The organism is Blastococcus goldschmidtiae, assembly GCF_031845325.1.
GTDB classification, from domain to species: Bacteria; Actinomycetota; Actinomycetes; order Mycobacteriales; family Geodermatophilaceae; genus Blastococcus; species Blastococcus goldschmidtiae.
Map to the genome: position 1 here is coordinate 1 of NZ_JAVREI010000016.1, position 18,278 is coordinate 18,278.

The window sequence follows — 18,278 nt, forward strand, 5'->3', positions numbered from 1 at the left end:
CCACGAAGGCCTCCTCTGGTGGCGGAGCGGTTCCTCGACAGCTCCACTCCACACCGGGAGGCCTTCGCCCATCTACAACTCAGATCGTGTCCTCGCAGGTCCTCGACCAACGTGCCTGGTCATCACAGCTAGTTGTACCCGGCCATCAGGTTGGTGCCAGGCGGCTGACCGGTGGGAGCCCGCCGAGTGCGCTATGGCGGCGTCGAGTGTTGTAGTGCTCGATCCAGGGGGCAAGGGCGGCGGCGCGCTGGTCGTTGCTGGTGAAGACCTGCCGGTAGGCCCACTCGGTGACCAGGGTGTGGTTGAGCGTTCGACCTTCGCACTATGGAGGGCGCCCTTGCCCGAACCTTCGTGGAATGCGCCCACGGTGGGCGGACTTCGCGCCGCGCCGATGCCATCGGTGGGAGCCGATACAGGTGCCCGCCGCGGATGCGGACGCAGGTGACGGCCCACGGGAGGGCGTCCGGGAGACCAACGCCTGCGGGGAGTCGGTGTCGTGACGGTTCCGCGCAGTTCGTCCGTGTCCTCGCGTTCGGCCACCGGAGAACGGGCCGGCCAGTGGCACGGCGCCCGTCCGAGCGACCTCGGGCGGACCATCACACGCACGGGCCAGGCATATCCCGCGGGACAAGCCCCGACGAGTTGTGGGGCAGGGCAGGCTGACCCCGTGCAGCACATCGGGATCGACCTCGCCTGGGGCCTCAAGCAACCCACCGGCCTCGCCGTGCTGGACGACGCCGGCCGGCTGGTGCACGTCAGCGCGGTGCGCACCGACGAGCAGATCGAGACCGCGCTGGCCCCGTTCACCGCCGGCCCGTGCATCGTGGCGATCGACGCCCCGCTGGTGGTCACCAACGCCACCGGCAACCGGGCCGCCGAGCGGGCGCTCAACGCCGACTTCGCGAGGTTCCAGGCCGGGGCGCACCCGACGAACACCGGCAAACCCGAGTTCACCGATGGTGACACCCGCGGCGGGCGGATCGGCCGGCGCCTGCGGCTGGACCTCGATCCCCGCTCGGGCCGCAACCGCCGGGCGATCGAGGTCTACCCGCACGCGGCGACGGTGGCGCTGTTCCGGCTGGGCCGCACGCTGAAGTACAAGAACAAGCCGGGCCGGGTGCTCGAGCAGATGCGTGCGGAGCTGCTGCTGCTCATCGACCTGCTGGGCGCGGTGGTCGAGCTCGACCTCGGTGCACCGTTCGCCGGGCTGCGCCAGCAGGTGCAGGCCGCCACCCGCAAGAGCGAGCTGCGGGTGGCGGAGGACCAGGTCGACGCCGTGGTGTGTGCCTACGTGGGATGGATCGCCGTCCGGCGCCCGGACGAGGTGACCACCTACGGCGACGCGGCCGGCGGCGCCATTGTGACCCCGACCCTGCCGCCGGACCTGCGGCCCGGCCCCCGGGTTGCCGCACCCGCGGCCGACCCGGTGCAGCAGGCCATCCAGGCGTACGCCGACGGCCGGCCCGAGACCCTGGTCGCCGGGGCGCAGGCGCTCGCGCTCATCACCGGGGTGCTCGACGACGCCGGGATCAACTACCTGTCGGTGACCGGGCGGACGAAGACCATCGCCTCGTTCGCGGAGAAGGCGGCCCGCACGGTCGACGGCGTGCCTGCCTACCCGGACCCGGCGCGGGAGATCACCGACCAGATCGGCGTGCGGGTGATCACCTACGTGCAGAGCGACGTGGAGGCGGTGGCCGAGCTGCTGGCTGCGCAGATGCGGGTGATCGACGACCGCGACATGGGTCGGCGGACCGCGCAGCAGGGCCGGTTCGGTTACTCCAGCCGGCACCTGCTGATCGGCGTGGACCCGGGCCGGGCGCCCGAGCTGCCGGAGCTGGTCGGGCGCGTGGTGCAGGTGCAGGTGCGCACGGTGCTGCAGCACGCGTGGGCTGAGTTCGAGCACGACATCCGCTACAAGGGCACGGTGCCGCCCGAGCACGCCTCCGAGTTCGACCGCCGGTTCACCCTGGCCGCCGGGTTGCTGGAGCTGGCCGACCAGGAGTTCACCGCGATCCGCGAGCGCCTTCGGGCACCAGTCCCCGCCGACGAGGCCGACGACACCGACCCCGACGACCCTCGGATCGCGCCCCGCGAGCTGGCTGCGTTCCTGGCCGGGCAGTACGCCGACGCCGGCTGGTCGCGCCCGGACCACTACACCTGGATCTCCGGCCTGCTGCTGGAACTGGGCGTGACCAGCCTGGAGGAGCTGGGCGAGGTGCTGCGCGGCGCCGACGACAGCGGCATCCCGGCCCGGATGGACTACCGCTATCCCCCGGGTGCCGTGCGTCGGCTGGACGACACGCTGCTGGCCGGCTTCGGGCAGCGGTACGTGGAACTGCACGGGAACGCCGACCGGCGGGCCGCGCTGACCACCCGGCTGCAGCGGCTCGCGGGCGGCTGACCGGCGGCCGCCGGCGCGAGCGATGGGAAGCCCGCCAGCAGCGGTGGGATTGCGGGCGCCCGCTGTCCGCCCGCTACGACGAGCTCGCCGTCGTCCACCGGGCCGCAGCAGTCCTGTGCGCGGTCACCCTCCGGCTCGAGCGGTCCGGAGACACGCCATGGCACGACCACGTCCACCTCTGGGTCCGGCGGCTCACCACCACGCAGCGGCCGAGCACCCCGGCAGCCGGCGTCGCCGGCGACCGGCGGGACTGGCCGGGATGACGTTCGGGCGTGAGCAGGTCATAGCTTCACCCGCATGCGTGCTGTGCGGATCACCCGCTTCGGCGGTCCCGAGGTCCTGGACGTCGTCGACGTCCCCGAGCCGGAGGCGGGGCCGGGTTAGACCCTGCACGACGTCTCGGCCGCCGGCGTGAAGTACGCCGACACCCACCAGCCCCAGCCGCAAGGGTTGCGCAGTCGCAGCCGCGACGACGGCGGGCGCCGACCACCGGGCATCTAGATGGGCATGCAATGGGTGAGCGAAGAGAGACTGGACCCGGTGTCGGTGCCGAGCGCCGGCCTTCTTCACCTGGGGGTTACGTCGTCGACGGGCTGGCACGAGTGGCGGTATCAATCGACGCCGACAACTTGTCGTCGCGAGCGGCGTCGGTAGTGGTGACGGAGACCGCGCAGCACGGAACCCTTGCGGTCAAGCGCGCCTACGGCGACTGGGCGGGGCCTCACCTGACGGGGTGGCGGCCAGAGCTGGCCAAGCACGCGATCACACCGGTGCAGCAGTTCGCGTGGGTCAAGGGAAAGAACGCCACCGATACCGCCCTGATCATCGATGCCATGGACTTGCTGTACGCCGGGCACATTGACGTGTTCTGCCTGGTGTCCTCCGACAGCGACTTCACGAGATTGGCGCTGCGGCTGCGGGAGTCGGGGCGGCGGGTCTACGGAATCGGACGGCGAACGACGTCGCAGGCGTTCACCAACGCATGCGACCGTTTCACCTTCGTCGAAGTGCTGCTGGGCCAGCCGCTGGACGCCGTCGAGGCGAACGGACGGGACGCGGTCACGTCCGGCACGGCTGGGGTCGGCGCCGCCACCGCGGCGGGCGATGAACCTGATCCTTCGGCGCCGCCGGAGCTGCCGGCGGTCGAGGAAGTGGTGGTCCCGGCGATAGACGCCGCAGTCCGCGAGGACGGCTGGGCCCCACTGGCGACGGTCGGATGGCACATCGTCGCGGCGCACCCGACGTTCGACGCGCGGAACTACGGATACGCGAAGCTCGGCGAGCTCGTCGCCACGCTGACGAGCGTGGAGATGCGTCGGGAGCAGACCTCCTCGGGTGCGGTTCACGTGTTCGTCCGCCGCCTGCGAAGTTGACTCGAACACCGGCCGAGTCGCCCGGAAGATCCTGCAAGAGCCGGGGCAGCGCGCAACGCGGCCGGTCATCGACATGGGAACGGAGCTGATGTCTGTCGTCCCTCCACGTGTGGTGAGGGAAGGGCTGGCCGCCCGCCCCACCTGGCGGCGTCAGCCCATGCCTGCCCCCGGGACGTCGACCGGGGCCACTTCGATCCGGCCAGCCCGCGGGCCGCCCTGGGCCCAGCTGGGCGCGGTGCAGACGAAGAGCGTGCGACCGTCGTCCCCGCCGAGCGCGCAGGCGTAGGACAGCGACCCCGAGCCGACGGCGACCCTGCCGGTGATCGCGCCGCCCTCGCGCACCCGTACCACCTCCGGCGTACGCGCCGTGGCCACCCAGACGTCGCCGTCGGCGTCCAGGCAGATTCCGTCGGGCGCGATGCCCGGCGTCTCGGCGAAGACCCGCCGCCCCGACAGGGAGCCGTCGGCGGCGACGTCGAAGGCGGTGAGTCGTGCACCGTACGTCTCGGCGACCACCAGGGTCCGACCGTCCGGCGACAGCACCATCCCGTTGGGGAAGACGACGTCCTCGGCGACGACCGTGACACTGCCGTCGGGGTCGGCGCGCACCAACACCGTCGGCTCCACCGACGCCCCGCGTAGCAGGTCGAAGCCGAAGCTGCTGACGTAGGCGCGGCCCGCCGCGTCGACGACCATGTCGTTGGCCCGGAACCGGGTGTGTGCCGTGAGATCTGCCCGCGTGGTCGGCTCGCCGCCGGCGACCTCCAGCAGCAGCCGGCGCTGCATCGACACCACGAGCAGGGTGCCCTCGGGCGTCCAGCCCAGCCCGGACGGCGAGTCGTCGATGTCGAGCACCGTGGTCAGGTCGCCGTCCGGCGTCAGCGTGCGCACCCGGCGGTCGTGGAAGTCGGAGAACCAGAGCCGGCCGCCGTGCCAGCGCGGTCCCTCCGGAAAACCCAGTCCGTCGGCCAGTGTCGTCGTCTCGGCAGTCACCCGCGCAGGATAGGTCGGCCTCCAGCAGGCCGACCGGGCGTGCGCTCGGGCCCCACAGGGGTCAGCGAAGTCGTCGTCGCAGGCCTGCGGGCTGCCCCAGGCCGTCCGACCGACAGCCGGAGGGCGACGGGCAGCCGTGCCGGCTCACCTGATCCGCGCGCCGGCGGCGTGGGGCGTGGTCTTCGATGGCCTGCAGACGGCGTCGCCGTTGGCTTCCCCTGGCTGAGCCCTCCACCGTCCACGCGTCGGGGCTCACGCTCACCGCGGCCGTGCAGGTAGGCCTCAGCGTCGCGGATGGGCGGCGGACGGGCATCGCCGTCGAGACCGTCGTTCCGTAGCGTGCCCTGCATGCGTGCTGTGCAGATCACCCGCTTCGGCGGCCCGGAGGTCCTCGACGTCGTCGACCTGCCCGATCCCGTTCCGGGACCCGGTCAGCAGCTCTACGAGGTGAGTGCCGCAGGAGTCAACTTTGCCGACAGCCACCAGATCGAGAACTCCTACCTGGCCGCCCAGCAGCTGCCTCTGATCCCTGGCGCGGAGTTCGTCGGCACCCCCGTCGGTGGCGGCCAGCGGGTCGTGGGCCTGCTCGACGGTGGCGGCTACGCCGAGAAGGTGGCCGCCAACGACCGCCTCACCTGGGCCGTGCCGGACGGCGTGAGCGACGAGCAGGCGCTGTCGCTGGTCCTCCAGGGCACGACCGCCTGGCACCTGCTGCGCACCTCCGCGCACCTCACCGAGGGCGAGTCCGTCGTCGTCATCGCCGGTGCCGGCGGCGTCGGCTCGATCGCGGTGCAGCTGGCCCGCCGGTGGGGCGCCGGCCGGGTCATCGCCACCGCGTCCAGCGCCGAGAAGCGCGGCCTGGCCGAGGAGCTCGGCGCGCACGCCACCGTCGACCCCGCGCTCGCCGACGACGACCCCAAGCAGTTCGCCGCCGCCCTCCGCGAGGCGAACGACGGCAAGCCCGTCGACATCGTGATGGAGATGACCGGCGGCAACGTCTTCTCCGGGTCGCTGTCCGCGCTGGCCCCCTTCGGCCGGCTGGCCACCTACGGGATGGCCGCCCGTCAGGAGACGCCGTCGGTGCCGCCGGGCGCGCTCATGCAGAAGAGCCGCGCGGTCATCGGCTTCTGGCTGGCCCACTGCATGGCCCGCCCCGACATGCTGGATGCCGCGATGACCGACCTGCTGGCGATGACCGCCGACGGCTCGCTGACGCCGGTCGCCGGCGGGCGCTACCCGCTGTCCAACGTGCGCGACGCGCACCAGGACCTGCTCGCCCGCCGCACCACCGGCAAGCTGGTGCTCGACCCGACGCGCTGAGCCAGGTCGCCGGTCCCGGTGCCTGGACCGGCGGTCAGCTCCGCGGGCGAGTGGAGTCGGCGAGCGCGACGGCGTCCTCGGCGCCGTCCAGCGCCTCGAGCAGCACCTGCCCCTGCCGGAGGTTCGCGGTCAGCATCCGCCGGGCCACCGCGAGCAGCTCCGCGGTCTGCGGGTCGCACAGCGTGCAGATGACGTTGTTCCGGACGCGCCGGCTCCCCACGGCGCCCGCGCGACGCAGCACGCTGACCTGCTGCGACAGGTGGGAGAGCTCCAGGCCCGTCTCCTCGGCCAGCTCGCCGATCGTCCGCTCCCGCTCGGCCAGCAGCTCGAGCACCCGGATCCGCGCCGGGTGGGCGAGGGCCTTGAAGAGGTCCGCCTTGGCCTCGGCCAGCGGGCGGCCGGGAGTGAACGGCACGCCCTCAGCATATCGGGCACGCATTCTTCTGTAGTGCTTGATAAGTTCGTCAAGTACCTAAAAGGATCGACTGCTGAAGAGGTGTGATGTCCCGCTGGTGGTCCACGGTCGGCGAACCCGGCGACGCGGAGGACACCGACGCCCAGACGCTGGAGTCCATGCCGATCGGCCTCATGGAACTGGACACGGACTGGACCGTCCGCTTCGTCAACGCGGCGGGTGAGCAGATGGTGGGCTACGAACGCGCCGACCTGCTGGGCCGCTCGTACTGGGACGCTTTCCCGGCCAACGTGGACAACGAGTTCGGCCGCGCCTACCGCCACGCGGTCGCCACCCGGCAGCCGCAGACCGTGGAGGCCTTCTACCCCGAGCCGCTCAACCAGTGGTTCGAGGTCCAGGCCGTGCCCACGCGGATGGGGCTCTGGCTGTACTTCAGCGAGGTGACCGCGCGCCGTCAGGCCGTGGAGAGGCTCGCCCTGCTCGCCCGCGTCAGCGAGGACCTGGTCGGCACGCTCAACGCGCCGTCGGCGGTGGGCCGCATCCCGCGGTTGATCGTGCCGGCCCTGGCCAGCTGGGCGATGGTGTCCCTGCTGGCCCCCGACGGCAGCCTCCGGGACGCCGGCGCGTGGCACGTCGACCCGGCGAAGGTGCCCCTGGTGCGGCGCTACTCCGCCGCCGCGCAGGATTCCTCCCCGACCACGGCCCCGCTCCTGCGGGCGGTGACCACAGGCGCCGCAGTCTCCGTCACCGGCGCGCAGCTGACCGGTCCGGCGCTGGGCACGGTGGCCACCGGCGAGGCCCGCCGGCTCCTCCGGCTGCTCGAGCCCGGCAGCATGACCGTGCTGCCGATCCGCGGACCGGATCGCGTCCTGGGCGCGCTCACCCTCGTGCACGACCGGCACCGGTTCCCCGACCCCGCGGACATCGCCACCGCCACCGAGGTGGCCGACCGGGCGGGGCTGGCCCTGGACAACGCCCGGCTGTACGAGCAGCAGCGGCAGCTCGCCCAGGAGCTCCAGCGGAGCATGCTGACCGCGCCACCCGAGCCCGACCACGCCCACATCGTGGTGCGCTACCTGCCCGCGGCCGAGGCCGCCCGGGTCGGCGGTGACTGGTACGACGCCTTCGTCCAGCCGGACGGGGCGACCACCCTCGTCATCGGCGACGTCGTCGGGCACGACACCTCGGCCGCCGCGTCCATGGGGCAGTTGCGGAGCATGCTCCGCGGCATCGCCGTCACCGGCGACGCCGGTCCCGCCCACCTGCTGTCGATGCTCGACGGGGCCATCACCCAGCTGCAGCTGCCCACCTACGCCACCGCTGCCCTGGCCCGGTTCGAGCAGACCCCGGAGGACCTGGAGCGCGGCATCACCCGCATGCGCTGGGCCAACGCGGGGCACCCGCCACCGCTGATCATCCACCCCGACGGCACCATCGCTGAGCTGGCGAGCTGGCGAGGCGACCTCATGCTCGGCGTCGACCACACGGCGAAGCGCAGCGAGTCGGTGATCAGCCTGGACCGCGAGACGACCGTCCTGCTGTACACCGACGGGCTGATCGAACGGCGCGACTCGATCCTGGACGACGGGATGGACCGGCTGCGGGCCGCGGCGGCCGAGCTCGCCGACCGGCCGCTGGACGAGCTGTGCGACCAGCTGATCGAGCGGCTCGTCGACGACCGGCCGGAGGACGACGTCGCGCTGGTAGCCATCCGCCTGCACCGGCAGGACCGGCCGAGACCGGACGAGGCCGGCCCCGAGAACACGCCACCCATCGCGCCCCCGGATCCCGCCGGCAGCTGACCCCGGTCCCGGGCGGCGTCGGCGGCGGTCAGACCAGGCGGTTGGTCCAGAGCAGGCTGAGCGCGGCGCCGACCAAGAGCACCAGGACGCCGACCCGCACGAACCGCGGGCTGATGTCCTGTGCCTCGGTCGTGTACCCGATCTGGCTGCCCAGGTCGGCGTAGACGTCCTCCAGCTCCTCGGCGCTGGCCGCCTCGCTGTAGCTGCCCCCGGTCTCGTCCGCGATCTTCTCCAGCGTCGCGCGGTCCACCGGCACCGGCACGCTCTCCCCGTCCAGGTCGAGGGTGCCGTAGTCGGTGCCGAACGCGATGGTCGAGACGGGGATCGAGACGTCCTTCGCGGCGGCGATCGCCTGGTTCTCGTCGCGGCCCACCGTGATGAAGCCGTCCGAGAGCAGGACCACCCGCGCCGGGGGCGCCTCCTGGCCGTCGGCCGCCAGGCTGGCCTGGAAGTTCTGGATCGCGGTGAGCGAGGTGAAGACCGCCTCGCCGATCGCCGTCGACTCCGCCAGCTCCAGGTTGCTGATGGCGCTGCGCACCTGCTCCCGGTCGGTGGTGGGCGGCACGAGGGTGCTGGCGGTGCCGGCGAAGGCGACCAGCCCGAGGTTGATCCGCTCGGGCAGGACGTCGACGAACTCCTGCGCCGCCTTCTGCATCGCCCGGAAGCGGCTGGGCTCGACGTCGCGGGCCTCCATCGACAGCGAGACGTCGACGGCCATGATCACCGTCGCCCGCTCGCGGGGCACCCGCACCTCGGTGCTCGGCATGGCGAGCGACACCACCAGCGTGGCGATCCCGAGGGCGACGAGACCGAAGGCGACGTGCCGTCGCCAGCCCGGCCGCTTGGGCACCAGCGAGCCCAGCAGGGCGACGTTGGTGAACCGGGCCGCGTAGGCCTTGCGGCGCAGCTGCAGGACGACGTAGAACGCCACCAGCGCCGCGACCACGAGCAGGCCGAGCAGCCACCACGGTGCCTGGAATGTCATCGCGACGCCCCTCCCGAGCCTGCTCGTCGCTGGTCGCCGACGAATCGCACGACGTCCATGAGCCAGTCCCGGTCGGTGCGCAGCTGCAGGTGCCCGGCACCCGCCCGGCGCAGGGCGGCGGCAATGCGCGCCCGCTCCGCCGCCGCGCCCTGCGCGAAGCGCGCCCGGAACTCGGCGTCCCCCGTCGGCACCTCCAGCGTCTGCCCGCTCTCGGGATCGACCACGGTCAGCAGGCCCACGTCGGGGAGCTCGAGCTCGCGCGGGTCGACGACCTCGATGGCCAGCAGCTGGTGCCGGGTGCCCAGCGCGCGCAGCGGACGTTCCCAGTCGCTGTCGCCCAGGAAGTCGGAGATGACCACGACCAGGCCCCGGCGGCGCTCCGGCCGGCGCAGCGTCTCCAGGGCGGCGGCCAGGTCGCCCCGGCGTCCGCCCTCGGCCCGCGGGGTGGCGACGACGGAGCGCAGCAGCCGTTCGGCGGCCACCCGGCCCGGCAGCGCGGGGTGGCGGTCCACCCGCTCACCCGTCGTCACGACGGCCCCCAACCGGTTGCCGCCGTGCACCGTCAGGTGCCCGACGGCGGCCAGGCCGGCGATGGCGAGGTCGCGCTTCTGGCAGTTGGCGGTGCCGAAGTCGAGGCTGGCCGACAGATCGACCACCGCCCACGTCTCCAGCTCGCGATCGGCGATCGTCTCCCGCACGTGCGGCACCTGGGTGCGCGCGGTGACCGGCCAGTCCATGCGGCGGACGTCGTCACCCGGGTGGTAGGTGCGCGAGTCGCCGGCCTCGGACCCCGAGCCGGGGACCAGGCCCAGGTGATCGCCCTGCAGCAGCCCGTCCAGGCGACGTCGCACGGTCAGCTCGAGGCGGCGCAGCAGCACGTCGGCCGGGCCGTCGGTGAAACGCGGGGGGGCGCCGCTGTCCGCGCCGGGGCTGTCCCCGGCGTCGTGCAGCAGGAGGCCGGGATGCGTGGAGCCCGCCGCGGGTGGCTCGGCGCTGCGACGACGCCGGATCACGCCGGGCGCGGTCCGTGCCCGTTGGCGCCCGGACCGCCCTGCGCGGGCGGAGCGGCGTGCGCCCCATGGCCCGGCGCGCCGTAGGCCGTCGCACCCTGCGCGGGCATGCCCTGCGGCGGGCCGAACTGCGGCACCTGCGGGCCGCCCCCTGCGCCCGGGCCGAAGCCGCCGGCGTTCTGCCGCGGAGCCACCTGGGGCAACGGCACCGTCTGCACGATGCGCTTGACGATGTGGTCGGCGGGCACGCCGTCGGCCAGGGCGTCGTAGGAGAGCACCAGCCGGTGGCGCAGCACGTCGGCGGTGATGTCCAGGACGTCCTGCGGCAGGACGTAGTCGCGGCCGCGGACCAGGGCGAGCGCGCGGCTGGCGGCGATCAGGCCGAGCGAGGCACGGGGGCTGGCGCCGTAGGAGACCCACGTCGCGACGTCCTCCATGCCGTGCTCCCGCGGCGTGCGGGTCGCCACGACCAGGCGCACGACGTAGTCGACCAGCGCATGGTGCACGAACACCGAGGAAGCGGTCTTCTGCAGCCGGCGCAGCTCGTCGGGCCCGAGCACGGTCGCGGCGACCGGGGGCTCCGAACCCATGCGGTAGATGATCTCCCGCTCCTCCTCAGGGCTCGGGTAGTCGACGAGCACCTTCATCAGGAAGCGGTCCCGCTGCGCCTCGGGCAACGGGTAGACGCCCTCGGACTCGATCGGGTTCTGCGTGGCCAGCACGAGGAAGGGGTCGGGCAGCGGGTGGGTGACCCCGCCGATGGAGACCTGCCGCTCGGCCATGACCTCCAGCAGCGCGGACTGGACCTTGGCCGGGGCGCGGTTGATCTCGTCGGTGAGCACGAAGTTCGCGAAGACCGGGCCGAGCTCGGTGTCGAAGGCGTCCTGGCCGGACTTGTAGATGCGCGTGCCGATGATGTCGGCCGGCACCAGGTCGGGAGTGAACTGGAGGCGGGCGAACTTCCCGCCGACGGCTGTGGCCAGGGTCTCGACGGCGAGGGTCTTGGCGACGCCGGGGACGCCCTCGAGCAGCACGTGCCCGCGGGCCAGTAGCGCGACGAGCATCCGCTCGACGAGGCGGTCCTGGCCGACGATGACCCGCTTGATCTCGAACAGCACCCGCTCGAGCCGGGCGGCGTCGGTCGCCGGCGGCACCGGGCCGCCCGCCTGCGCGGGCGAGTTCTCGGTCGGCGTGCTGGCAGCGCTCGTCACGGGGCTCCCTGGTCGTGCGGGCCGCGGCCCCGGAACTGGGGAGGCCGTCGACGGGGCGGCACAGCCGTCCCCCCGCCCAGTGTCCTACACCTTCCTGGGCGACAGCTGGACGCCGTGACGGAGGCGCCGCGAGGAGCGCCTCCCCCGGCCGCCGACCGCGCTCGAAGGCTGCCGGCGACCTGCCATGACTGCTAATCTTCGGGGTGCGTCGGGCAGCTCCCCCCGTGGCTGCCCGACGCCTCGTACCTCTGGCCGGCCGTCCCGGCTACGCGCTGGGACGCACCGCGCCGGCGTACTGGCCCCAGCGCATCGCCGTCGTCCGGACGTGCTTGCCGCTCTCCGGCGCCTCGAGGATCCGGTCGCCGTCCAGGTAGATCGCCACGTGGTAGATGGTCGAGGGCCGGCTGGGATCGGTGGCCCAGAAGACCAGGTCACCGGGCTGCAGCGCGCCGCGGGCGACCTTCGGCAGCTGGGCGTACTGGGCGCGGCTGTTGCGCGGGATCGAGATGCCGGCCTGCCCGTAGGCGTACTGGGTCAGTCCGCTGCAGTCGAAGCCGAAGACACCCAGGTCGATGCCCCAGCCCCAGCCGGGGCCCTGCCGTCCCCCGCCGCCCCAGGCGTAGGGGGTGCCGATGTAGCGCATGCCCGCGGCGATCGCGGTCTGCGCGGCCGAGGACGAGCCGGGCCCGGCCGGGGGGCCTGCGGGCGGAGCCGGCGCGGCCGGCGGAGCGGGGGACGCGACCGGCGGAGCCGGAGGTGCGGCCGGCGGTGCCGGAAGTGCGGCCGGCGGTGCCGGAGGTGCGGCCGGCACGTCGGGGGTCGCGGCCTCGGGAACGTCCGGTGCGGGGACGACAGGCGCCGGCCGCTCGGCGGCGGCGCGCTCGGCGGCGGCGGCCCGCTCGGCGGCCGCGAGCTCGGCGGCCTCCCGGGCGCCGACCAGGGTGGTCAGCTGCCGCTCGGCCTCGGCCAGCTCGGCCTGCACCGCGGCCTGCTCGGTGCGCACCTGTGCCTGCTGGGCGCGGGCGGACGCCTCTGCCGTCCGGGCGACCTCGAGTTCCTCGGCCGCCTGCTGCCGCAGCTCGTCGGCCTGCACGAGGGCGGTGCGGGCGACGATGTCGGCCTTGCTCGCCCGGTCCTGCAGGACCGTCACGCGGTCCAGGACGTCGCTGCGGTGCGAGCCGGCCGCCTCGAGCAGCGCGGCGCGCTCGATCAGCTGGCCCGGGCTGCCGGCGGTCAGCAGCGCACTGGCGCCCGGGCTGGTGCTGCCTTCCATGTACGTGCGGCGGGCGAAGGAGACGAGGTCGTCGCGGGCCACGCCGAGCTCGGCGGTCGCCCGGGTGGCCTTGGCTGCGGCATCCTCCGCGTGCCGCCGCGCGGCGTCGGCGGCCTCCTCGGTGGCCTGGTAGTCGTCGAGCGCGAGCAGGGCCTGCTCGCGTGCGCCGTCCACCGCGGCCTGCGTGGCGGTGAGCTGCGCGTCGAGGGCGCCGATGCGGGCGGCGACGGCGTCGGCCTGGGCCTGGGCGGTGGAGATCTCGCCGTCGCTGGGTGCGCCGGGGGTCGCGCCGGCGACGGCGGGCGCGAGGCCGACGAGGACCGCGGCGGCGATCGCCGTCCCTCCTGCCCGCAGCGCTCCACGCCGCCACGCCGACCACGCCTGGCTGTCCGGGATACCGCTGTGCACGTCGCGACCTCTTCCGACTTCTCGACGGTGGGCACCCGGGAGGGGTGCCGTCGAGAAGGCATCGGTCGGCGCGACGACGTCGTTGAGCGCCGCCTCACCCCTCGGGGTGGGACGACACGCTCAGGTGACGTGCTGGAACGGCCACCCTTCAGGGGCCCGCGCCGAGGCTGCGAGGCGTGGGGGGAAGGGTGGCCCTTCTTCAGTTGACCTGGCGCTCGGCGCCCTCCCAGAAGGACTCGCGGAGCTTGAACTTCTGGATCTTGCCGGTGGCGGTCCGTGCCAGCTCGTCCCGGAACTCGACCCGCTTCGGGATCTTGTAGCCGGCGATCTTCCCGCGGCAGTGGGCGACGATGTCGGCCTCGGTGACCTGCTCGCCCTCGGCGACGACGACGATCGCGGTGACCATCTCGCCCCACTTGTCGTCGGGGACGCCGATGACCGCGACCTCCGCGACCGCCGGGTGGCTGAAGACCACGTCCTCCACCTCGATCGAGGACACGTTCTCGCCGCCGGTGATGATCACGTCCTTCTTGCGGTCAGAGATCGTGACGTAGCCGCCGTCGTCGATCGTGCCGCCGTCGCCGGTGTGGAACCAGCCGCCCTCCAGCGCCTCGGCCGAGGCGTCCGGGTTCTCCCAGTAGCCGGCCAGCACGGTGTTGCCCTGCGCCAGCACCTCGCCGGACTCGCTGGTCCGCATGCGCGTGCCGAGGGCCGGGACACCGGCGCGGGACAGCCGCTTGGCGCGCTCCTCGGGCTCGAGGTCGTCGTACTCGGCGCGCGGCCGGTTGATCGTGAGCAGCGGCGCGGTCTCGGTGAGGCCGTAGATCTGGTTGAACTCCCAGCCGAGCTCGGCCTCCACCCGGGCGATGGTCTTCGACGGCGGCGGAGCGCCGGCCACGATGATGCGCACCCTGTCCCGGCCGGGGATCTCGCCGTCCCAGTCGGCGGCCGCCTCCAGGACGGCGTTCCACACCGCCGGCGCCCCGGCCATGACCGTGACGCCGTGCTCCTCGACGCGGCGGAGGATCTCGGCGCCGTCGACCTTGCGCAGCACGATCTGCTGCGCGCCCAGACCGGCCATCGTGTACGGCAGACCCCAGCCGTTGCAGTGGAACATCGGCAGCGTGTGCAGGTAGACGTCGCGGTCGCTGACCTGCATGTGCATGCCGAAGGTGACCGCGTTGATCCACAGGTTGCGGTGGGTCATCTGCACGCCCTTGGGCCGCGCCGTCGTGCCGGAGGTGTAGTTGATCGTCGCCGTCGCGTCCTCGTCGGGCTCCGCCCACGGCCGGGGCTCGACGTCGAAGCGCAGCAGCTGCTCGTACTCCTCCCCCGTGCCGAACCGGTGCTCCGCCGTCACGTGCCCCAGGGAGGACTCCAGCTCCGGGTCGACGAGGAGCACCCGTGCACCGCAGTGCCCGACGATGTACTCCACCTCCTCCGGGGAGAGCCGGAAGTTGATCGGTACCGCCACCCGCCCCGACGCGGGGACGGCGAGCAGCACCTCCAGCAGCCGGGCGGCGTTGTGGCTGACGATCGCCACCCGCTCCCCCACGCCGATGCCCAGCTCGTCGAGGGCCGCCTGCAGGGCACGCCCGCGCCGGGCGACCTCCCGGTAGCTGAGCCCGCCGAGCGACGGCGCGGGCTGGGTCGGCTCGTCCACGATCCCGATCCGGTCGCCGTAGACGAGCTCGGCCCGCTCCAGGAAGTCGCGGGTGGTCAAGGGCACGCGCATGCCGGCTCCCCGGGGTCCGTGACCGGCTCCGCACCGGCCGCTCGACGTGGTCCCCGTCACGCTAGCGGCCGCTGACCGTCGCGAGGGTGCGGGACTACAGCAGGGACAGCCCCAGCCGCTCGCTGAGGAGGTGCAGCGCCGCCCGACCGGCCCGGGAGTTGCCGGCGGCGTCCAGCGGCGGGGACCACGCGCAGACCCCGAACCGGTTGGGGACGTCGCCCATCACCGCGCCGTCGACCCCGCTCTTGCACGGGAAGCCCACGTCGTAGGCGAACTGACCGGCCGCGTCGTACGTTCCGCAGGTCATCATCACCGCGTTCACCCGGCGGGCCAGCGGCTCGGTCAGTACCCGGTCGCCGGTGCGTGGGTTCACCCCGTCGGCGGCGAGGAACCGGGCGGCCCGCGCCAGCTGACGGGTGGTCACCGCCAGGGCGCACAGCTGTGCGTAGGCGTCCACCACGTCGGCGACCGGGTTCCGGAAGTTGTCGAACGAGCTCATCAGGTGGCCCATGGCCAGGTTCATGGAGCTGCCGGCGCGTTCCTCGTCGAGCGCTCCGCGGTGGGGCTCGAGCCGCTCTCCCACCAGGTCCGACAGCAGGTCGGTGACCGCCGCCCGCGCCCCGTCCGGCGATCCGGTGGCCTCCACCAGCACGTCGCAGACGACGACCGCACCCGCGTTGATGAACGGGTTGCGGGGCACGCCGTGCTCACGCTCGAGCTGCACCAGCGAGTCGTACGGGTCCCCGGAGGGCTCCCGGCCCACCCGCCGGAACACGTCCTCGCCGACGTGCTGGAGCGCCGCAGCCAGCGCGAACACCTTGACCACGCTCTGCACCTCGAAGCCGACGTCGGCGTCGCCGGCGACGTGCTCGGTGCCGTCCAGCTCGCACAGTGCCAGCGCGAAGCGGTCGGGCCCGTTCCCCGGCTCGTCCACCTCGTCGTCCTCGGCCAGCGGGCGGGCCTCGGCCGCCACGTCGTCGAGGATCCCGGTGAGGTCGTCGGGCAGGTCGGAGGAGGTCGTGGGCACCCCTGCACGGTGCCACGGCCCGCTGCGCGAGGCCGGTCCGAGCCGGCACCGCCCGCTGCCGGAACCGCGGAACCGACGCCGCGGTCGAGCGGTCAGGCGGCCAGCAGCGCCCACGCCGCGGTGGCCGTGCCGGCGTCGAGCCGGCGGTGCAGCGGGACGGCGAGGAACGCCGTGATCCCCAGCACCGCGGCCAGCAGCGCTGCCCCGGCGAGCACCGGGAGCAGCGGCACCGCCGCGGGCCGCACCGCCAGGAGCAGCATCGTGGTGACGCCCTGACCGGCGAAGAGCGGACCGACGACCCGGGTGACCAGCCGCTGGTGGCTGCGCTCGTAGGCGGCGGAGGCCGGGGGCGGCACCCGGGCGAATTGCGGGTGGACCAGCACTCGCACGGTCCACTGGAACCCGGCGTACGCCGCCGTGAGCGCCAGGTGCGCGACGAGCAGGATCACCTGGCCAGGAGCCGCGGCAGCGCCGTCCCGATGGGCTCGGAGACCACGAGCGAGGCGAGCTCGTCGAACGGGGTCGGCTCGGCGTTGACGATGGCGACCTGCGCGCCGCCCCGCAGCGCCACCTCGACCAGCCCCGCGACCGGCCACACCTGCAGCGACGTGCCGACCGCCAGGAAGACGTCGCAGTCGCGCGCCGCGGCGACCGCGGCCTCGACGGACCGGGCGTCCAGCTCCTGACCGAAGCTGATCGTCGCCGACTTGAGGATGCCGCCGCAGACCAGGCAGGCCGGATCGGCCTCCCCCGCCTCGACCCGCTCCAGCGCCTCGGTCATCGACGACCGCTCGCCGCACCCGAGGCACTCGACCTCGTGCACCGTCCCGTGGATCTCGACCACCCGCTCCGGCGAGGAGCCGGCGGCCTGGTGCAGCCCGTCGACGTTCTGCGTCACGAGCATGCGCAGTCGCCCCCGCCGTTCGAGGTCGGCGAGCGCGGCGTGCCCGGCGTTCGGTCGCGGCCGGCGGGCACTCATCTCGCGGCGCATCAGCCAGGCACGGCGGCGGATGTCGGGGTCGGCCACGTAGTACGACAGCGTCACGAGCTTCTCGGCGTCGGGATCGCGGGTCCACACGCCCTGCGGGCCGCGGTAGTCCGGGATGCCGCTGTCGGTCGAGATGCCCGCACCGGTCAGCGCGGTGATCCGCGCGGCCGTGGTCAGCCAGTCGGGCAGGGGCTCGGGGACGGCGCCGGTCACACCTCCACGGTAGGAGCCGGGACCCGTCCCCGGTGCCGGAGGACGGCCCCGCGGACCCGCGGCCGGGCGCGGGCGACGAGCGGCCGGGCCCGTGCGGCGACGAGGACGACGCCGGCGGCGTAGACCGCACCCAGCAGGGTGTCGACGACGTAGTGCTCCCCCGCCCACACCAGGACCAGCGCCATCGTCGGTCCGTAGGCGAGCAGCAGCAGCCGCTGCCACGTCCGCCGCGCCACGGGAAGGAGCACCAGGCAGGTCAGGACGGCGAAGGCGGTGTGCAGCGAGGGCACGGCCGCCACCTGGTTGACCTGCCCCTGGCTGTCGGCGAGCAGCGCCCCCGCGCGGGGGAGCCCGAGGACCTCCCACCCCGCGCCGCTGAGCCGGCGGACGGGTTCGATGACGCCGTCCCGCGCCGCCAGCCACGGCGGCGCCGCCGGGTAGAGCACGTAGGTGACCAGCCCGGCCGCCGACAACGCGATGACCAGCCGGGCGTAGCGCACCCAGCGCCGGCGGTCGCGGACCCACAGGACCGCCAGGACCAGCGGCGTGACGACGAAGTGGCTGGCGTAGACCAGCGTCGCCAGCGCCTGCCACCAGGCGGCGTCCCAGTGCGCCTGCAGCACGACGGTGGGCAGGTGGCCCGCCCCCAGCCACCGGTCCGCCGCGGCCGGCTCGCTCACGTGCACCGGCGCCCCGAACCCGTCGGCGAGCCCCCGGCTGGCGTCGTAGGCGAGCAGCAGGGCCACCAGGGGCAGCCAGTCGGCGAGCAGCCGGCCCAGGCGGCGCACGCCGTCGGCGACGGCGTAGAGCGCCAGCCCGGCGACCACCCAACCGAGCAGGACGATCCGGTCGGTGGGCAGCCCCTCCAGCACGCAGGCGCCGGCGAAGGACGCGCAAAGGAGGGAGAGCAGGACCCGGCGCACCACCCGGCGCCGATCGGGGCGGACGCCCGGGACGTCGGGAGTGCGCGCCGGCCCACCGGCGAGCGTGGCCCGGGCCGCGTCGGGAAGGGGGCTCCGCGGAGCGGGGATCGCCGCGGTGATCGCCGCTTTCTCGACCACGGTCATGGCCGGGCACGCTAAGCGGCCGCAGGTCCCGATGGCAGGAATTCGGCCCCCGTT

Annotated in this window: 15 protein-coding genes and 1 pseudogene; 4 read left to right on the forward strand and 12 right to left on the reverse strand. The window is 73.8% G+C overall.

Going from position 1 to position 18,278, the window contains the following annotated elements; genetic code table 11:
- Nucleotides 1–145 precede the first annotated feature (145 nt).
- Nucleotides 146–304, reverse strand: a pseudogene (locus RM425_RS17830) (integrase core domain-containing protein); the annotation flags it as partial.
- Nucleotides 305–667: 363 nt separating this feature from the next.
- Here RM425_RS17830 and RM425_RS17835 point away from each other — a divergent pair.
- On the forward strand, nt 668–2,404 hold the full coding sequence (locus tag RM425_RS17835) for a DUF429 domain-containing protein (RefSeq protein WP_311346565.1): 1,737 nt from the start codon (nt 668–670) through the stop codon (nt 2,402–2,404).
- 512 nt (nt 2,405–2,916) lie between these two features.
- Nucleotides 2,917–3,777, forward strand: coding sequence for an NYN domain-containing protein (locus RM425_RS17840; RefSeq protein WP_311346566.1), 861 nt, complete (start codon nt 2,917–2,919; stop codon nt 3,775–3,777).
- Nucleotides 3,778–3,927: 150 nt separating this feature from the next.
- Here the strand turns inward: RM425_RS17840 and RM425_RS17845 are convergent, their stop codons facing one another.
- Complete coding sequence (locus tag RM425_RS17845) at nt 3,928–4,770, reverse strand: SMP-30/gluconolactonase/LRE family protein (protein ID WP_311346567.1); 843 nt, start codon at nt 4,768–4,770, stop codon at nt 3,928–3,930.
- A gap of 348 nt (nt 4,771–5,118) precedes the next feature.
- On the opposite strand from RM425_RS17845, the gene RM425_RS17850 reads away from it, so the two are divergent.
- Nucleotides 5,119–6,090: a quinone oxidoreductase family protein gene (locus tag RM425_RS17850; RefSeq protein WP_311346568.1), complete on the forward strand. Its 972-nt coding sequence runs from the start codon at nt 5,119–5,121 to the stop codon at nt 6,088–6,090.
- Between the two features lie 34 nt (nt 6,091–6,124).
- On the opposite strand, the gene RM425_RS17855 is transcribed toward RM425_RS17850, so the two are convergent.
- Entirely contained in the window at nt 6,125–6,505 is a 381-nt protein-coding gene (locus RM425_RS17855; protein WP_311346569.1) for an ArsR/SmtB family transcription factor, read from the reverse strand.
- A gap of 86 nt (nt 6,506–6,591) precedes the next feature.
- Between RM425_RS17855 and RM425_RS17860 the strand changes: the two genes are divergently transcribed.
- Nucleotides 6,592–8,307 (forward strand): SpoIIE family protein phosphatase, encoded by a 1,716-nt coding sequence (locus RM425_RS17860; protein ID WP_311346570.1) that lies wholly within the window; start codon nt 6,592–6,594, stop codon nt 8,305–8,307.
- Between the two features lie 28 nt (nt 8,308–8,335).
- Here the strand turns inward: RM425_RS17860 and RM425_RS17865 are convergent, their stop codons facing one another.
- From RM425_RS17865 to RM425_RS17905, 9 genes are all read right to left on the reverse strand, one after another.
- Nucleotides 8,336–9,292 carry a VWA domain-containing protein gene (locus RM425_RS17865; protein WP_311346571.1) on the reverse strand — a complete coding sequence of 319 codons (957 nt, stop codon included), beginning with the start codon at nt 9,290–9,292 and terminating at the stop codon, nt 8,336–8,338.
- The gene (locus tag RM425_RS17870; protein WP_311346572.1) at nt 9,289–10,305 is read right to left on the reverse strand and encodes a DUF58 domain-containing protein; all 1,017 of its coding nucleotides are present in this window, start codon (nt 10,303–10,305) and stop codon (nt 9,289–9,291) included. The genes RM425_RS17865 and RM425_RS17870 overlap by 4 nt, the downstream gene beginning before the upstream one ends.
- A complete protein-coding gene (locus tag RM425_RS17875; protein ID WP_311346573.1) occupies nt 10,302–11,513 on the reverse strand; it encodes a MoxR family ATPase in 1,212 nt (403 codons plus the stop codon). The genes RM425_RS17870 and RM425_RS17875 overlap by 4 nt, the downstream gene beginning before the upstream one ends.
- A 265-nt stretch (nt 11,514–11,778) precedes the next feature.
- Complete coding sequence (locus tag RM425_RS17880) at nt 11,779–13,194, reverse strand: NlpC/P60 family protein (RefSeq protein ID WP_311346574.1); 1,416 nt, start codon at nt 13,192–13,194, stop codon at nt 11,779–11,781.
- Between the two features lie 199 nt (nt 13,195–13,393).
- The gene (locus RM425_RS17885; protein ID WP_311346575.1) at nt 13,394–14,929 is read right to left on the reverse strand and encodes a long-chain-fatty-acid--CoA ligase; all 1,536 of its coding nucleotides are present in this window, start codon (nt 14,927–14,929) and stop codon (nt 13,394–13,396) included.
- 94 nt (nt 14,930–15,023) lie between these two features.
- Nucleotides 15,024–15,956 (reverse strand): glutaminase A, encoded by a 933-nt coding sequence (gene glsA, locus RM425_RS17890; protein ID WP_311346576.1) that lies wholly within the window; start codon nt 15,954–15,956, stop codon nt 15,024–15,026.
- Nucleotides 15,957–16,048: 92 nt separating this feature from the next.
- Complete coding sequence (locus RM425_RS17895) at nt 16,049–16,405, reverse strand: DUF1772 domain-containing protein (protein WP_311346577.1); 357 nt, start codon at nt 16,403–16,405, stop codon at nt 16,049–16,051.
- Complete coding sequence (locus RM425_RS17900) at nt 16,402–17,157, reverse strand: SIR2 family NAD-dependent protein deacylase (RefSeq protein WP_311346578.1); 756 nt, start codon at nt 17,155–17,157, stop codon at nt 16,402–16,404. Before RM425_RS17900 ends, RM425_RS17895 begins: the two co-directional genes overlap by 4 nt.
- The gene (locus tag RM425_RS17905) at nt 17,154–18,224 is read right to left on the reverse strand and encodes a phosphatase PAP2 family protein (RefSeq protein ID WP_311346579.1); all 1,071 of its coding nucleotides are present in this window, start codon (nt 18,222–18,224) and stop codon (nt 17,154–17,156) included. Before RM425_RS17905 ends, RM425_RS17900 begins: the two co-directional genes overlap by 4 nt.
- Between the last annotated feature and the right edge of the window lie 54 nt (nt 18,225–18,278).